The sequence below is a fragment of the Myxococcus sp. SDU36 genome (assembly GCF_030168875.1).
In the GTDB taxonomy this organism is placed as follows: Bacteria; Myxococcota; Myxococcia; order Myxococcales; family Myxococcaceae; genus Myxococcus; species Myxococcus vastator.
In genome coordinates this window covers 3,932,166-3,948,630 of record NZ_CP077414.1, presented here as the reverse complement: position 1 = coordinate 3,948,630, position 16,465 = coordinate 3,932,166, and the positions used below count along the sequence as shown (strand labels likewise).

General features: G+C 70.5%; 10 protein-coding genes and 1 pseudogene. 8 read left to right on the top strand and 3 right to left on the bottom strand.

The window, feature by feature from the left end; all coding sequences use genetic code 11:
* The first annotated feature begins 1 nt into the window (after position 1).
* From KGD87_RS15470 to KGD87_RS15455, 4 genes are read left to right on the top strand one after another with little or no spacing between them, the layout of a single operon-like run.
* Positions 2–373 carry a protein CrdC gene (locus KGD87_RS15470; RefSeq protein WP_284668181.1) on the top strand — a complete coding sequence of 124 codons (372 nt, stop codon included), beginning with the start codon at positions 2–4 and terminating at the stop codon, positions 371–373.
* A complete protein-coding gene (locus KGD87_RS15465) occupies positions 370–2,157 on the top strand; it encodes a methyl-accepting chemotaxis protein (protein WP_284668180.1) in 1,788 nt (595 codons plus the stop codon). The genes KGD87_RS15470 and KGD87_RS15465 overlap by 4 nt, the downstream gene beginning before the upstream one ends.
* The gene (locus tag KGD87_RS15460; protein ID WP_284668179.1) at positions 2,154–3,971 is read left to right on the top strand and encodes a methyl-accepting chemotaxis protein; all 1,818 of its coding nucleotides are present in this window, start codon (positions 2,154–2,156) and stop codon (positions 3,969–3,971) included. The genes KGD87_RS15465 and KGD87_RS15460 overlap by 4 nt, the downstream gene beginning before the upstream one ends.
* Complete coding sequence (locus KGD87_RS15455) at positions 3,968–6,358, top strand: hybrid sensor histidine kinase/response regulator (RefSeq protein WP_284668178.1); 2,391 nt, start codon at positions 3,968–3,970, stop codon at positions 6,356–6,358. Before KGD87_RS15460 ends, KGD87_RS15455 begins: the two co-directional genes overlap by 4 nt.
* 161 nt (positions 6,359–6,519) lie before the next feature.
* On the opposite strand, the gene KGD87_RS15450 is transcribed toward KGD87_RS15455, so the two are convergent.
* Positions 6,520–7,857: a hypothetical protein gene (locus KGD87_RS15450; RefSeq protein WP_284668177.1), complete on the bottom strand. Its 1,338-nt coding sequence runs from the start codon at positions 7,855–7,857 to the stop codon at positions 6,520–6,522.
* 183 nt (positions 7,858–8,040) lie between these two features.
* Here KGD87_RS15450 and KGD87_RS15445 point away from each other — a divergent pair.
* The 3 genes and pseudogenes from KGD87_RS15445 to KGD87_RS15435 all read left to right on the top strand — a co-directional run.
* Positions 8,041–8,232: pseudogene (locus tag KGD87_RS15445) on the top strand (IS66 family transposase); the annotation flags it as partial.
* Between the two features lie 436 nt (positions 8,233–8,668).
* Positions 8,669–9,424, top strand: a complete 756-nt coding sequence (locus KGD87_RS15440) for a hypothetical protein (protein WP_284668176.1) — start codon at positions 8,669–8,671, stop codon at positions 9,422–9,424.
* A gap of 12 nt (positions 9,425–9,436) precedes the next feature.
* Positions 9,437–12,436: an NHL domain-containing protein gene (locus KGD87_RS15435; protein ID WP_284668175.1), complete on the top strand. Its 3,000-nt coding sequence runs from the start codon at positions 9,437–9,439 to the stop codon at positions 12,434–12,436.
* 13 nt (positions 12,437–12,449) lie between these two features.
* On the opposite strand, the gene KGD87_RS15430 is transcribed toward KGD87_RS15435, so the two are convergent.
* Complete coding sequence (locus tag KGD87_RS15430; protein WP_284668174.1) at positions 12,450–13,061, bottom strand: peptidoglycan-binding domain-containing protein; 612 nt, start codon at positions 13,059–13,061, stop codon at positions 12,450–12,452.
* The gene (locus tag KGD87_RS15425) at positions 13,058–13,477 is read right to left on the bottom strand and encodes a hypothetical protein (protein ID WP_284668173.1); all 420 of its coding nucleotides are present in this window, start codon (positions 13,475–13,477) and stop codon (positions 13,058–13,060) included. Before KGD87_RS15425 ends, KGD87_RS15430 begins: the two co-directional genes overlap by 4 nt.
* Positions 13,478–13,597: 120 nt before the next feature.
* Here KGD87_RS15425 and KGD87_RS15420 point away from each other — a divergent pair, with 120 nt between their 5' ends.
* A complete protein-coding gene (locus tag KGD87_RS15420; protein ID WP_284668172.1) occupies positions 13,598–16,453 on the top strand; it encodes an FG-GAP-like repeat-containing protein in 2,856 nt (951 codons plus the stop codon).
* Positions 16,454–16,465 lie beyond the last annotated feature (12 nt).

Below are 16,465 nucleotides of genomic sequence, written 5' to 3'. Positions count from 1 at the left end.
CATGGAGCCGCCGGGCCACGTCCGGGGAATGCTCCTGTGCCATGCCGGTCCCCACCGGCTCGCCTTCCATGCGCACGAGGTGGCCTCCATCGCGTCGCCCGCCGGGCACGCGGCGGCCTCCGCGCGCCGGGCCTTCCATGAGACGGCGGGGGCCGCCCGGGTGCTGGTGTCCGCCTCGGGCGGGGCGGTGGGCGTGGACGCATTGGAAATCGACGCCGAGCCGCACCGGGTGCTGTCCGCGCCGCCGGTGGCGGTGCGCGCGTCGGGCGGCAGCCTCCAGGGCTTCGTGATGGCGCGAGGGGCGCTGTGGCCCCTGGTGGGCCTGGCGGACTTCGAGCGCTTCCTGCGCGGGCATTCAGGGGAGGGCGCATGACGGTGCCCGTGGGTTTGAGGGGCCTGGCGCGGTGGACCGCGCGTCCCGCGTTGTTGGGCAGCTCCCTGGGCACGGCGCTGGTGCTGCTGCACTGCCAGCTCACCGACACGGTGCCCGAGGGCACCTGGGGGCCCTTCCTGCTGCTGGTGGGCGTGGCGCTGTCGCTGGCGCTCTGGTTCACCGGCGTGCACGGCCGGCGCGCGCTGCGGGTGCTGTATGCGCTGGGCGAAGGGCGGCTGCCGTCCACGCACGAGGCCCTGCTCAAGGCGCTGCTGGAGGCGCGCTCCTTCCCGGAGCGCAGCTTCGCCTTCGTCCTCCAGTGCTGGCTGCTCGCCTCGCTGGGCGTGGCGCTCGTCTTCGTCCCGCTGGTGGGCGGGACGTGGATGCTGGGGATGCGGCTGGCGCTGATGGGCCTGTTCCTGGGGCCGCTGAGCGCGCTGTTCGTCTATTTGATGGTGGCTCGCCGCGCCCGCAAGGCGGTGGAGCGGGTGGCGGCCCAGGGCCTGTCTCCGCTGGAGGTGGTGGCCACCGCGCCGCCGCGCCGCCTGCACATCCGCCGGCGGATGGTGCTCTTCACGGCCATCGCCGTGCTCAGTCCGTCCTTCTTCATCCTCGACGCGTCGGTGACGCGGGCGATGGACGCGGTGGACGCGATGGTGGGCGCGCCGGACCCCGTCCAGCGCGAGGTGGCGGGGCGGGCCAGTGAGACGCGCGGGCTCGCGGTGGCCGGGCTGGTCGCGGTGCTGGTGATGATGACGGCCTACGTGGGCGGCGCCGTCATCGCCGAGCCGCTGCGCTCCATCACCGAGGACGCCACGCGCATCGCCCAGGGCGACTTCCGCCCGCCGCGCATCATCGCCGCGGAGGACGAGGTGTGGGCCACCTCCGCCGCCTTCGCGCAGATGCAGACGCAGCTGGGACAGGCGCTGGCGCAGCTGCGGCGCGCGGGCCTCCAGATTTCCACCACCACCGAGCAGCTGGTGGCCACGTCCGGTGAGCAGGAGTCCGGCGCGGATGAGCAGTCCGCGTCGCTCAACGTGACGAGCGCCACCACGGAGGAGCTGGCGCGCTCGGCGCAGCAGATCGCCGGCAACGCGGAGTCGGTGTCCGCCATCGCGGAGACGACCTTCGCCGCCGCGCAGACGGGACAGCGAGGCGCCGCCGCCTTCCTGGGCGCGATGCAGCGCATGAAGGAGGACAACCAGGCCATCGCGGACGCGGTGGTGCGGCTCAACAAGCGCGTGCAGCAGATTGGCAAGGTGGTGGAGTTCATCAATGAGATCGCCGACAAGTCCGACCTGCTGGCGCTCAACGCGGAGCTGGAGGGCACCAAGGCGGGCGAGGTGGGCCGGGGCTTCTCACTGGTGGCCGCGGAGATGCGGCGCCTGGCGGAGAACGTCATCCGCTCCACCAAGGCGATTGAGCAGCTCATCGCGGAGATTCGCGACGCGACGCACGCCGCCGTCATGGCCACCGAGGCGGGGCTGAAGACGACGGACGCGGGCACGGTGCTGGCCGCGCAGGTGGACGAAAGCCTGAGCCTCATCCTGGAGCTGGCCCGGCAGACGTCCCACGCGGTGCGCAGCATCTCCCTGGCCACGCAGCAGCAGCAGACGGGGACGGACCAGCTCGCGGCCGCCATGGGCGACATCCTCCGCGTCACCGAGCAGAACTTCGCGGCCACCAAGCAGATGGCGGCGGCCAACGGCGACCTGTCCACCCTGGCGCGTGATTTGAAAGACGCGGTGGAGCGCTTCAATGTCGGGCCGGGAGGTGACGCGTGAGCGCGCAGAAGGGTCCCAGGCGGGCCTCCTTCAGCCGGCACCTCATGGCGCCCGTTCCGCTGGCCAACCTGGTGGGCGCGGCCCTCAGCCTGCGCTTCGCCTCGCTGACCCTGGCCGAGCCGCTGGCGGGCCGGATGGACGTGCTGGGCATCCTGGGCGGCGCGCTCTGTGTGACGGCGCTGGTGTCGGGGGCCGCCGTGTCCCTGGGACGGCAGCGCACCCTGCGCGGGCTGGAGCGCGGGGACGTGCCCACCACGCCCCAGACGCTGGCGTCGGCGGTGGCGGAGGTGACGCGCGCGCCGGACGAGGCCTTCCTGGGCTCGCTGGGCCTGTGGCTGGTCACCACGCTGGCGCTGGGCGGGTGCATGTGGCTGGGCGTGGGCGTGGAGGTGGCGGTGGCCGCGCGCATCGCCGCGCTGGGCCTGCTCTTCGGGCCGCTGACCGCGCTGCTCGTGTACTGCCTCGTCGTGCTTCGTTCGCGCAAGGTGGTGCTGTGGCTGGCGGAGCTGGGCATGACGCACGCGCAGCTCATCGAGGCCATGCCCCGGCGCGCGGAGCTTCGCGCGCGGCTGGTGGCCTTCGCCTTCGTGGCGGTGGTGACGCCCGCGGTGCTGTCCGCGCAGCTCGCGTCGGCGCTGAGCAACCACATCTTCACCCGGCTCATGGCGGAGCGGGACGTCAGCCGTCAGCTGGTGTTGGCGCAGGAGCTCCGGGTCGATGCGCTGATGCAGGGAGGAGGCCTGGTGCTGCTCGTCTTCGCGCTGGCGCTGACGGCCGCCTACCTGGGCGGCACCATGCTGGGGCGGCCCCTCCGGGAGCTGTCGCGCGAGGCGAAGCGCATCGCCGAGGGCGACCTGGCCAGCCCGCGCGTGGTGCCCGCGGAGGACGAGGTCTGGGACGTGTCCGCGGCGTTCACCACCATGCGCGCGCACCTGGCGGACGTGATGTCGCAACTGCAGCGGGCGGGCGCGCAGATTTCGGCGACCACGGAGGAGATTCTCACCACGTCGGGACGCTACGAGGCGGGCGCGACGGAGCAGGCCAGCTCGCTGGACGAGACGAGCGCCACCACGGAGGAGCTGGCGCGTTCGGCGCGGCAGATCGCGGAGAACGCCGGCTCGGTGGCGGAGATCGCCCAGCGCACGCTGGGCGCGGCGCAGCAGGGGCAGGGGAGCGCGGAGGACTTCCTGGGCTCCATGGCGCGCATGCGTCAGGACAACAACGCCATCTCCTCCGCCGTGGTGCGGCTCAACAAGCGCGTTCAGCAGATTGGCAAAATCGTCGAGTTCATCAACGGCGTCGCCGACAAGTCGGAGCTGCTGGCGCTCAACGCCGAGCTGGAGGGCACCAAGGCCAGTGAGGTGGGCCGGGGCTTCTCGCTGGTGGCCGCGGAGATGCGGCGCCTGGCGGAGAACGTGCTGGAGTCCACGAAGGAGATTGAGGGCCTCATCGAGGAGGTGCGCGAGGCCTCCGCCGCCGCGGTGTCCGCCACCGAGGGCGGCGTGCGCGCGGTGGAGACGGGCACCACGCTGGCGCAGCAGGTGTCCGAGTCGCTGCGGCAGATTGTCGACCTGGCCGGACAGACGTCCTACGCGGTGCGCAGCATCTCCCTGGCCACGCAGCAGCAGCAACTGGGCACCGACCAGCTCGCCGACACGATGGCGGACATCCTCCGCATCACCCAGCAGAGCCTCAACGCCACCAAGCAGGTGACGACGGCGAACACGGACCTGCTCGTGCTCGCCAGGGACCTGCAGGGCGTGGTGGAGCGCTTCCAGATTGGGCAGGAGCCGCTGGGGGAGGAGGGCGGGTGACCCCGAGCGCGCGCCTGCTCAGGCAGTTCCGGGACCTGGTGACGGTGCGCCTGGAGCGCATCACCCGGTCCTTGATGGAGCTGGAGTCCGGCGCCAGCGCGGAGGCGGGGCGGGGGGTGCTGCGGGAGCTGCACGGCTTGAAGGGTGAAGCCCGGATGATGGGCTTCGATGACGTCAACGCGCTGGTGCACGAGATGGAGGAGCTGGTCCGCTGCACGGAGCCCCTTCGCTACGCGCTCTCACCCGTGTCCACGGATGCGTTGCTGACCACGGCGGACGCCGTGCTCGTGTTCTCCGGGACGCAGGTCGCCGACGAGCCGCCACCCTCGGTGGAGCGGCTCGTCGCGTGGTTGCAGGAGTGCGTCCGCTCCGAGTCGGTGCGGCTGCCGCCTGGACGTCTCGCGCCCGCGGCCACCGCGAGCCCCGAGGCCGCCGGCGGCGTGGGGACCCCAGGTGGCCCAGCCGCCTCCGTGCCGCCGAACCCGGTGGCTTCTCCGGGGCGGCTGTTGACGGTCCCCGTCGCGGAGGGGAGCCGGCCTCACGCGCCTTCACCGGGCCGAAGCGCGATGCCGAGCCTCGTCTCTCCGCAAGCCCCCGGTACCGCGGCGTCCTCCGGAGCGGGAGCCCGGGCGACGTCCTCTGCTCCGACGGCGAAGGGGGCCAACGGCCTCACGGCGCCCCGGCAGCCCGAGCCTCGGCCGGACACCGCGGTGCGCATCGGCGTGGAGAGCCTGGACCTGCTCACCAGCGCCGTCACCAACCTCACGCAGGTGGCGCGTCGCCGGGAGCTGGCCAATGCCCGGCGCCTGGCCCTGGCCCGTGAGCTGAGTCAGTTGGCCCGCGAGGCGGAGGACCTGGGGCCCGCGGGCGCCGCGCTGGCGGCCCGGCTGGGCTCGGCCAAGGAGATGGCCGCGGTGCTCCACCGCGAATCGAAGCTGCTCTCCAACGCGGAGCTGCGCGACCTGGGCATGCTGGTGGAGGAGGTGCAGACGCTGCGCATGCTGCCGCTCTCCGTCCTCTTCGAGCCCTACCCCCGCATGGTGCGCGACCTGTCCCGCGCGCTGGGCAAGGAGGTGGAGCTGGTCGTCGACGGCGAGGACACTCGCGCCGACCGTGCGGTGGTGGAGGCGCTTCGTGAGCCGCTGATGCACCTGGTCCGCAACGCCCTGGACCATGGCCTGGAGACGCGGGTGGACCGCGTCACGGCGGACAAGAAGCCGCGGGGCTGTCTCACGCTGCGCGCCGCTCGCGAGGGCAACCGCATCATCCTCCGCGTCGAGGACGACGGCATGGGCGTGGACCCCGTCCAGCTCCGCAAGGTGGCCGTGCGCCGGGGGCTGTTCGACGAGAGCGCCGCCAACGCCCTGTCGGACGCCGCGGCCCGTGAGCTCATCTTCCTGCCGGGCTTCACGTCGCGGGACGTCGTCACGGACCTGTCGGGCCGGGGCGTGGGGTTGGACGCGGTCCGCACCTCCATCCAGGCCCTGGGCGGCGACGTCGGGGTGGAGTCGGCACCGGGCTGGGGCACCATCTTCGAGCTGCGCGTCCCCGTCTCCCTCACCGTGGCCCCGCTGCTCTTCATCCAGGTGGGGACGGAGACGCTGGCCCTGAGCGCCACCCACGTCTCGCGGGCCCTGAAGGTGGACTCGGCGGACCAGTGCGAGGTGGCCGGCCGCCCGTCGCTCCTGGTGGAAGGCCGGGTGCTGCCGCTGGCCCCGCTGTCATCACTGCTGGGGCTGGGGCCTTCGCGGCCCGCCCTGGAGGGTGAGCTGGCTTTGGTGGTGAAGAGCCAGAGCGGCGCGGCGGCGCTGGTGGTGGACCGCGTCCTGGAGGAGCGGGTCCAGGCCATCCTCCCCTTGAAGGGCATCCTGGGCCGCTTCGGCCACCTCACCGGGGCCACGTCCCTGGCGGATGGGCGCCTGGCCATGGTGCTCTCGGCGGCCTTCCTCACCGCCAGCGCCCACCATGGCAATGCCCTGCCGCGTCCGCCCCCCTCGGTGGCGCCCGCCCCCGAGGCCCGGCGGCGCCGCATCCTCGTGGTGGACGACTCGCCCCTCACCCGGGAGCTCATCGCCAACCTGCTGGAGGCGGTGGGGTACGACACCGTCATCGCCTCGGATGGCGCGGAGGCCCTGGAGGTCCTGGACGCTCACTCCGTGGACCTGGTCGTCACGGATTTGGAGATGCCGGGGGTGAACGGCCTGGAGCTGGCCCGGCGCCTGAAGGGGCACCCCGTCCATTCGAGGCTCCCGGTCGTCATCCTCACCACCCGTGGGGGCGAGGAGGACCGGCGGCGGGGGTTGGCGGCCGGGGTGGACGGCTACATCACCAAGGGCGACCTGGTGCGCCAGGACCTGGTGGATGTGGTGCGGCGACTGCTGGGCTGACGGGCCCCTGCCGCCGAGCATGCGCCTCGTCCTCACCGACCTGGGACTGAGCATCCTTCGCGGGCCGGAGGTCGAGGCGCTTGCGGTTGATCCGGCCCGTCTGACCTCTTCGGCACGCCGTGGCTTCAGGGAGCCCGAAGCCACGGCGTCTCCGGTCCATCTCAGAAGGAGAACTGACCGCTGCTGCTCTGGGCGTTGATGTTCAGGCCGTACGCTACCCGGAAGAAGTCCTGGGTGAGCTGCTGCAGCGTGGCCCGAGGGTGCGGCGTCCCGTTGATGGTGGCGTAGCGCCAGATGCCCAGGCGCGAGGGCGGGGTGACGCCCGTGCCGCACTGGAAGTTGTCGAAGGCGACGGCCATCACATAGGAGCTGGAGAAGCGGCCCGTCCCGGTGTTGTTGCCACCCCAGCCGCGGTTCTTCACGGCGATATGGCTGGTGAGCTCCAGGGTGTGAATCTGGTGGCTGCTGGACGAGTACGACACGGTGTAGGCGCCGAAGCGTGCCGCGTCGTAGTTCGCATACATGTCCTGCGAGGTGGAGCCGTTGGTGCCGGAGCGGCTGACGAGCCCCGCGAAGGAGCGGATGATGCGGCTGATGAGGTCCCCGCTGATCTGCGTGTAGTCACCCGTCTTGATGATGGCGACGATATCGAGCGCCGACTTCACCAGGTTGGCCACCTCCGTGACGTTGAACGCGGTCTGGTTGGCGTAGTGGCTGACGGCCCCCAGCTTGTCGAAGAGCTTCTGCGAGGCCGCGCCGTTGGGCGGCGTGTACTTGAGCACGGCGCCATCGGCGACGGACGTGTGCGCCGCCTTGTCCCAGATGCCGCTGGTGTCACCATAGGCATACACGCGAGTCCCATACTCCGCGAACGGATACATGCGGGCGGAGCACGAGCCGCTGCAGGCCAGGCCCGTGGAGGTGACGCACGCCAGCTGCGTGCGCAACCGGGTGTAGTGCTGGCGGTTCCGGTCATGCCCGGACGCACCATGGTAGTGGTAGCGATACATGGACCCGGCGTGGGCGGCGCCCTCGGCGGTGGCGGTCCACTGGAACTCCTCCTTCACGTCCTTCCGGTTGGGCCACGCGCGCATGTCGCGGAAGCCCTCGTTCTCAGTGGTGCTGACGGAGGGGTTGGCGCTGATGGCGGCGAGGACGTTGCACTGGCAGCCGGACATGGCCGTCACCGTCTCGGGCGCCTGTGCCGACGAGCGCACCAGCTGCTGGTGCAGCAGCTCCGCCTCGGAGGCGAGCTGGGGCGCGTGCTGCTTCACATAGGAGACGAGGTCCACGGGCACCGCCGCGGTGCCGGACTTCTGGGCCGCGGAGGAGGACGTCTCCTGGGACCAGCGGGCCACCAGGTCGAACAGCTCGGGAGTGACCTCGGTCTGTTGGGCCTGGACCTCGGCGGCGGCGTCAGGCTCCGCGCCGCAGCCGGCCACCAGCAGGCCCGTGGGGAGCAGCAGGGAAGCGACGACACGCTTCAGGCGCTTCGACATGCTTCGATTCCTCCTTGAAATGGCACTCTCGCGAGGCCAGGGGGGTGGGAGCCCGCAGGTGTAGCAGGGAGCGTTGCAAGTATGGAATACCCTGCCTTGTCGGGGAGCCGGCTTCACGTCCGTGTTCTGCCCCGCCACGATGCGTCACGCTCCGTCCGAGCGCTTCATCACGTGGAGGGGGTTGTTGACGTGCCCGGCATCGAGCCGACGAACAACTTCGTCGAGCGCATCTTCACCGCAGTCGCCATGCTCAAGCTGCAAGAGCGGGGCGTACTGGACTTCCTCACGGACACGCTGCGCACGCACCGCCGGAGCCTGCCGCCTCCATCGCTGCATCCCCTTGCGGAGGTCCCTCAGCCCGCGCACGCAGCATGAGCCGGTGAACGGCTACACGACGCATACACCAAGGCCAGGGCGGCAAAGCTCTCCGGCTGTCGGTCATTCATGTGCGCTGAGTCGGATATGAAATGACCATGCTTCGAGCCGGTGCGTGTTGAGTGGTAGTCAATGATTGAATGCCAAGGGTCATCGGGGGTGTTGCTTTTTCGGAGAGAAGTTGGTTGTCATGAGAGGGTTGGGTGGCCGTGTCAGGGATTGCCGCCAAGGCCTCTCACGTATTCGACTTCGAGCAGCGCCCCGCGAGGTGGGGAAGTCTTCCTTGCATGTGCGTCCCAGCGTGACGCAGCTGCGTCCTGGTGCAACGCGGCGAGGCTCGGCTGCGGCCAGGTGGCAGCTCGCGCTCGAACGCGTGTCGTCGTGCGCAGCGGGTGGCATCCAAGTTGCTTGGTGACTCCGCGGAGGGCGCCCGGCGATGTTCAAGTATCTCTGTTACAAGGGCCACGCACTCAGGTCGTGGGTCGGTGAGACGTACACCGCCATCTGTCCCGACTGCGGCAGCAGCCGCATCGGGGCCCGCATCGACTCGCCGGGTGGCGAGCAAGGCTCACCGCAGGGCTCCGCCCCGCCTTCGCGGGGCAACGCGCCCGTCCTGACGCAGGTCATCCAGGGCGTGGAGGAGGTCGACGTCCTCACGCGGGACGAGTTCGACGCCAGCGGCGCCTTCGACTCGGTCCGGGCCCCGCGGCCCTTCCAGAACTACGCGCTCATCGATGACATCCAGGTCACCGAGGGCCGGGATGGTGACCGTTACGAAATCGTGTTCACGACGATTGACGTGAGCTGGTTCGACGCGCTCCCTGACTCCATGGAGGGAATGACGCCCGATTCCTGGCGCCTGTCCGCCCGGCGCTCCAAGCCCGCCCGGCTTGAGCTCATCACCTCGGAGACGCGGCTCCACCAAATCATCGACGGGACCAGCGGAGAGGTGAGCCTCCATGCCGGAAACTGGGTCTTGCTCGAGCTCGTTTCGTACGACCCGGAGACCTTTGATGGCCTGGGGCTTCCCGTGACGGTGTTCCCGAGCACCGGAGATCGCGTCGCGAGCATCGGGCTGGAGGGGCCCTATCCCACGCCCCACCTGATTGTCCGCATCGAGCGCATCCGTCCGACGTCGTTCGGCCTGCGCAAGCTGCACCGCTTCAAGCAGGCCATCTCCATCAAGGAGTGAGGTCCTTCCTCCATGCCCGGTCGACACGTCAAGACTCAAGGTGGGCTCAACACCCTGCTCACGCAGTGGTTTCCCGCGCCGCCCCACGACAAGAAGCCGTGGTTCGTGGTGGTGGCGGACATTGGCCAGGGCAACTGCAACGTCGTCTTCGATGTCGCGGGCAAGCCGCTGGTCTACTTCGACTTCGGCGGTGGCTTCGGGAAGAGCCGCCACACGTATCCGGACCCCGACCTCAAGTTCTGCTACCTGGCGTCGACGCGCTTCATCCTGTCCCACTGGGACCTGGACCACTACCAGACGATGAACCTCCTGCTCGCCAACAAAGAGACGTTCCACAACGCACCCTGGCTGGCGCCGGACCAGGCGTCCTACGACGTCGACAACGACAGCACGGCCACCATCGAGTGGAAGTCGAAGATCATGCGCGGCGTGGAAGCGGATGGCCTCCTCGAGGACCTCGCCAAGGTCGCGGACGTGCACCTCTGGCCTGACGAGCGCCCCGACAACGTCACCGTCCTGCGCGCGTCCGGCGAACACTTCCGGGTCATCAAGGTCACGGGCACCAACCGCAACAACCACGCGCTCGCGCTGCGCGTCAGCAACCCGAACGTCGCCAACGAATACATCCTCCTCACGGGGGATGCCGAGTACCAGGAGGGGACCTTCGACCATCAGGCGGACCAGCGGTGTGTCGGCCTGGTGGCGAGCCACCATGGCTCGCCGGTGGACCACCCGGCGGACATTCCCCGGCCCAAGCCCAACGTGGACGTGCTCATCGCGTATTCCTTCGGGTGGGGCAACGAGTATGGGCACCCGCATCAGGCCCGGGGGGTGCCGGCCTATGAGGGGCGCGGATGGCATGACGAGAGCCGCATGGACACGGGCGGCGCGGAGGTCGCGGCCAAGTACGCCGGACCGCGGGGCAACGTGGGCCTGACGTGGTCTGCCGGCCCCTTGGGACCCGGCGTGGTCGCGGCGCCTGGGGGCGCGCTGGAAATCAACCAGGCCGCCGTGGCCCTCATCGCCACGGCTGTCGCGGAGATTGATACCTACCAGGCGGCGGTGGCCCAACGCGGCGCCATCGCCGTGGCGGCGGCGTACCAGGCCGCTCGCGAAGCCGGAGCGCTCACGGTCGCCAGCGCCATGAAGACGCCCGCCGCGCTGCTGCCGCCCAAGACGCTGCTCGAGGTGGCCGGGGACCAGGGCACGGTGCATGCCTCCCTCCAACTCGCGTTGGGCGACGCGCCGGGTGACGGTGGCGCCGCGGACCAGGCCATGAGTCTGGCCCGGCAGTCCTTGGCGCACGCGGTGGTGGACGCGGTGATGATCGCCTCGGCCCGGGTGGACCAGGTGGTCCGCCAAGTGACCTCCGCGGCGGTCGACACGTGGGTCGAGGAGTTCAAGGCAAAGGACACGAAGGGCCGGGAGCCCACGCTGCCTGACCAGGCGAAGTACGCGCTCTCGAATGCCGCCGACTGCGCCGGCTCCTCGGATACGGAGGAGGATGCCAAGGCCGCCATTCCGGACAGCTTCGCTCAGCGCATCCATGACGCCGCACGCGCGTGCCAGAACGCGCACCTGCCCGCCAGCCTGGACGACATCAAGGCAGACATCGCCCTGGCGGTGACCCGGGCGGCGCTCGAGATGATTGGCAACCGCAAGAGCCGTCAGAGCCAGCCGCCCGCCGTGTCCGAGGAAGCGGTGAATGAGATGACGACGCTCCGCGCCGACCTGAAGGCCGCCATCGGGGCGGCCTCGGGTCTGGCGCCCTTCATTCCCCTCGACCCGAAGGCGAGCGCGCCCTCACAGCTCATCCACAACGAGAACGCGAAGATAGTCGCGCGAGTGGCGGCCCTGGCGGCGGCCGTGGGCGTGGTGCGCGGGGCGGCCCCGGAGGTGGCGGCGCGCGCCGGAGCCGCGGCCGCCCGGGTGGCGCTGGCGGCGGCCCATGGCCTGCCCCAGGTGGCGTGTCACCGGCACCCACGCGCCTGCGACAATGCCAAGGGGCCCTGCACGCTCTCCATCCACTCCGGCATCGGCATGTTCAAGCCGAGGGCGAAGGTCCAGGCCCCAGGCTTCGGTGACCCCCGCGGGCTGGCCTATGACAACCAGTGGAACCTCTACGTCGCGGACGCGGGCCGCCACTGTGTGTACAAGGTGGATGCGGCGGGAAACCGCACCGTCTTCGCGGGGGTGGAGAACACCGCGGGCAATGGAGCGGGGGGCCAGCTCGCCACCGCCACCCAGCTCCGCGCGCCCAGGGACGTGTTCTTCCACCCGGAGCGAGAGAGCCTCTTCATCGCGGACTCGGGCAACCACCGCATCCGCGAGGTGGAGCTGGCCACGGGCAACGCCACCCTCGTCGCCGGCTCTGGCACCGCCGGGTTCCAGCCTGGCACGGCCGCCGTCAACGGACGCTTGAATACGCCCTCCGGGCTCGCGCTCGACCTGGACAACAATGTCCTCATCGCCGACACCGGGAACAACCGCGTGCGCTTGCTGGACCTGGAGCACGGCCTGCTGCGGTCCGTGGCGGGTGATGGCAACACCTCGGTCCTGAACGGCCCGATGGGCGTCGCGGTGGATGACGTCACGGGGCACATCTACGTCGCGGACACCGGCAACCACCGCATCGTCCGGCTGGCGAAGGGAACGCACGCCCGGACCGTGGTGGCGGGGCTGGACACCGCCGCCGCGAATACCGGTGATGGACTCAAGGCCACGGATGCGCGCCTGAACCGGCCCCAGGCCGTGCGGGCCGACGTGGGCGGCCTGCTGTACATCGCGGATACCGGCAACCACCGCATCCGCCGAATCAACCTGAACGCGAATCCCCCTACCATGCACGCGGTGGCGGGGAAGGCGAATGGCACCACGGGCAACTCGCCCGACGGCGCGGCGTTGGCGGCGGTGGAGCTGAATGCGCCCAGAGGGCTCTACGTGGATGCGGCGAGCCGGAACGCGTTCGTGTCGGACGCCGTCAATACGAGGGTGCTCCGGCTGCTGCTCTGAGCGGGGGCTTCGCTCATCGCCCGGGCAGGTTCCGGCGCTCCGTGCCCCAGTCCGGCGTCCATGCGGCGGCGGCCTCCAGGCCGTCCTTTTGCTTCGCGTAGGCCTGCTCGAGGGCGCGCTCCGTGTCAGGGGTGACCGTGCCCGTGGGCTCCAGCCCGAAGCAGGACTGGAACTCGGTGAGGGCCTTCTTCAACTGGGACGCGGGGGCTGCGTCTGCGCCCGGGTCGAAGCCCAGGTTGGCGAGCCGCTGGCGAACGCCGGGGGAGAGCGTCACCGGCCGCAGCTTCTTCAGCCGGAGCTTGAGCACGCGCGGCTCGGACGCCCGGGCCTCGTCCGCCCAGAGTGACAGCGTGGCCTGCTCGACGTCGTCGGGCAGCAGGTGGTCAATGATGCCGTCCGGCGCAATCGTCCCGTCGAACCGGGTGGCGCCCGCTTCGACGCGGTAGGGCAAGCCGACCTCGGCCTTGAAGTAGGCGTCCCGCACCACCAGCCGCAGCCGCTGCCGGCGTCGGGCTTCGCAGGGCAGCACCGTTTGTCCCGGCTGCTGTGCCCCGGTGCCGGGCTCGGCCTGGATGTCCTGGTCCATGGCCGCGAAGCTGGTGGTGGGCTCATCCCGAGGCGTCATGACGGGGCTCCGCCAGTCTCGTGCATCTCGGCCTGCGCGTGCTCGCTCAGTTGGGTCAGCCGCGTGGAGATGGGGCCGGGTGCGGTGAGGTAGGCCCGCGCCCAGGGGAGGGCGGGGTCGGTGTCGAAGTGCTCGCCCAGGAGGAACATCAGGTTGAGGTAGCGCTCCAGGTCCGCCGTCCGGGAGGCGCCGTGGGCCCGTGCCCGCTCGAGGCCCAGGGTGACGCGTGCCGTCAGCCCCGCGGGCCCCAAGGTCTCGCACGTATGGGGCCAGAAGCGCCGCAGCCTGTCTTCGATGCGCCGGACGAAGGTTCCCTCCGCCGCGGCCGTGAACGCTTCGTGCTGCACCTGCCGGATGACGAGCACCGCCAGCCTCCTGAGCCAGGGGAGGAAGTGGCCTCCCCCGCGCGCCAACATGCATGAAGGATACCTGCCACTGAGTTCAGGTTTGACCCAGTTGCAATTGTACAAAACCAATCTCTATACCCGGGCCCTCACGAAGTCCTGTCATCACAGACAGGCCATGAGGGGGTCGTCATGACGCAGAGCACGAGGTGGGACGGCATCTGGAAGCGGATGCCTGGCATCCGGTTGTCGGCCGCGGCGCTGCTGTCGCTGACGGCGTGTGGTGAGACTGGCGCCGCGGAGCAGGAAGCGCTGGGGCAGAACGCCGCCGAGGCGAACGGCGAGTGCCAGGTCCAGCCGCCCTTCAACCCCAACTTCGAGCCGGAGCTGGAGTGGGCCTGGAGCGGAAGCCCCGTCCTGCCGACCCACGTCCAGGTCATGATGACCCCCATCGTCGTGGAGGTGAATGGCGATGGTGTCCCGGACATCGTCTTCAGCACCTTCGTGGGTAGCAACTACACCACCAACGGCGTGCTGCGAGCCATCAGCGGCGCCGACGGCGCCGAGCTGTGGACGGTGACGGACCCGGCCCTGCGCGTGCGCGGCGCCGCGAGCGTGGCCGGCGCGGACATCGACGGAGACGGCCTGGTGGAGCTGTGTGCCATTCCGGAGAGCGGCAATGGCATCCTCTGCTTCGAGAACACAGGCGCGTTCAAGTTCCGGACTTCCATTCCCGCGAACAACTGGGGCGGCGTGGCCTTCGCGGACCTGGAGGGCGATGGCCTGGTGGAAATCATCAATGGCAACCATGTCTTCAGCCACACGGGCGCGCTGAAGTGGGTGGGCGTCGACGGCATGGGTGGCCCCTCCGGCCCCCTCGCGTTCGCGGCGGACATCGACGGTGACGGACTGCAGGAGGTGGTCAACGGCCGGGCCATCTACCGGCATGACGGCACGCTCAAGTGCCGCAACACGAGCATCGGCAACGGTCTGTCCGGGGTGGGGAACTTCGATGGCGACTCCCACGGCGAGGTGGTGGTGGTGTGGTCGGGCCGCGTCTCGCTGCTGGATGACGACTGCACGCTGCTCTGGACCCAGAGCATCCCCGGTGGAGGGAACGGGGGCGCGCCCAACATCGCCGACTTCGACGCCGACGGGCAGCCGGAGATTGGCGTGGCCGGCGCCACGCGCTACGTCGTCTTCGAGACGAACGGCGCGGTCAAGTGGTCCAGCGTCACCCAGGACAACAGCTCGAACGTGACAGGCTCATCCACGTTCGACTTCGAGGGCGATGGCCGCGCCGAGGTCGTCTACGGCGACGAGCGCCGCCTGCGCGTCTACGATGGCGCCACGGGCGCGGTGCGCTTCGACGTGGCGCATTCCTCCGGGACGACCTACGAAAACCCCCTCATCGTCGACGTGGACGGTGATGACAACGCGGAGATTGTCGTCGCCTCGAACAACTATGCCTTCGCCGGCACCGCCGGCATCCGCGTGTACCGCGACCGTAGGGACGGCTGGGTGAACACGCGCCGCATCTGGAACCAGCACGCGTACTCCGTCACCAACGTCAACGACGACGGCACCATCCCCGCTCACCCCGTGGCCAACTGGCGCACCCCGGGCCTCAACACCTTCCGCGCCAACAGCCAGGGCTCGGGCGTCACCAGCCCCTACGCCGCGGCCGACGTGATTGTGACGGGGGTCTCCACCACCTGCGACCGGACGACGGGCACCCTCCTCCTCAGCGCGAACGTCCACAACCAGGGTGACGCCGCCGTCTCCGCCGGCCTCCGCGTGGCGTTCTACCAGGGCAACCCGGCCGCGGGTGGCACGCTGCTGGGCGTGGCCACCCTCCCTGCCGTGCTCTCCGCGGGCAATGGCGCGGTCGCCACCCTCGCGCTGGCCTCCGCCCCCGGAGGCACCGCCGAGCTCTGGGCCGTGGCGGATGACGATGGCACTGGCACCGGCCGCGAGACGGAGTGCGTGGAGACGAACAACGGCGGCAGCGCGCCCGTCAGCCTGGCCTGCTCCAGCAACGCGCCGCCCGTCGCGGTCTGCCGGAACGTCACCCTCCACGCGGAGGCCGCGGCCTGCGGCGCTCCGGCCAGCGTGGACGACGGCAGCCATGACCCGGACCACCAGCCCGGCCCCTTCTCCATCACCCAGACGCCCGCTGGCCCCTTCGGCGTGGGGACCCACACCGTCACGCTGACGGTCTCCGATGGACAGGCGACCGACACCTGCACGGCCACCGTCACCGTGGTCGACGTCACGCCGCCGGTCATCGCCTGCCCGGCCGAGCGCATCGTGGATGCCACGGGCGCGGAGGGCGCCTTCGTCACGCCCGCGGAGGCCACCGTCTCCGACGCGTGCGGCGCGACGGTCAGCGGCCCGTCCGCTGGCGTCTACCCCCTGGGCACCACGGCGGTGACGTACTCGGCCACAGACGCGGCGGGCAACAGCGCCTCCTGCGCCACGGCCATCCATGTGGTGGCCCGTGACGCGACCCCGCCCGCGTTCACCATGTGCGAACCGCCGCGCTACACGTCCGCCGCGCAGGTGAAGGCCTGTGGCTGGGCCGTTGCCAGCCCCGGTGGCGCGGCCATCAGTACGGTGCTGCTGTCCATCGACGGCGGGCCGCCCCAGCGCCTCACCCCGGACAGCGGCGGTGGCTTCGTCTTCAGCTGGGTGGACCTCGCGGAGGGCCACCACCTCATCACCTTCACCGTCATCAGCGTCGATGGCGGCATCACCACCCAGAGCCGGGAGGTGACGGTGGACCGCACCGCGCCCATCCTCCGTGTCCTCTCCCCGGCTCCGGATGAGCCCCAGTCCCCGGTGGTGGAGGTGCGCTCCGAGGTGACGGACCTCAGCCCGGTGCGGGTGACCGTCAACTGGGTCAACAGCACCGACGTGGGCGCGGGCACGAATGTCGCGTCCAACACGGTGACCCTGTCGAACCCCGGGCACAACGTCGTGCTCGTCCGGGCCACGGACGCGGCGGGCAACACCACCGAGCAGGTCGTGCTCGTGCTCGTCGAGTAGCGCGAAGTGAAG

Excerpts from the sequence above, each read along its gene's own strand:
- KGD87_RS15465 (WP_284668180.1), top strand. The coding sequence starts at position 370 with ATGACGGTGCCCGTGGGTTTGAGGGGCCTGGCGCGGTGGACCGCGCGT.
- KGD87_RS15450 (WP_284668177.1), bottom strand. The coding sequence starts at position 7,857 with ATGTCGAAGCGCCTGAAGCGTGTCGTCGCTTCCCTGCTGCTCCCCACG.
- KGD87_RS15420 (WP_284668172.1), top strand. The coding sequence starts at position 13,598 with ATGACGCAGAGCACGAGGTGGGACGGCATCTGGAAGCGGATGCCTGGC.
- KGD87_RS15435 (WP_284668175.1), top strand. The coding sequence starts at position 9,437 with ATGCCCGGTCGACACGTCAAGACTCAAGGTGGGCTCAACACCCTGCTC.
- KGD87_RS15440 (WP_284668176.1), top strand. The coding sequence starts at position 8,669 with ATGTTCAAGTATCTCTGTTACAAGGGCCACGCACTCAGGTCGTGGGTC.
- KGD87_RS15430 (WP_284668174.1), bottom strand. The coding sequence starts at position 13,061 with ATGACGCCTCGGGATGAGCCCACCACCAGCTTCGCGGCCATGGACCAG.
- KGD87_RS15425 (WP_284668173.1), bottom strand. The coding sequence starts at position 13,477 with ATGTTGGCGCGCGGGGGAGGCCACTTCCTCCCCTGGCTCAGGAGGCTG.
- KGD87_RS15470 (WP_284668181.1), top strand. The coding sequence starts at position 2 with ATGGAGCCGCCGGGCCACGTCCGGGGAATGCTCCTGTGCCATGCCGGT.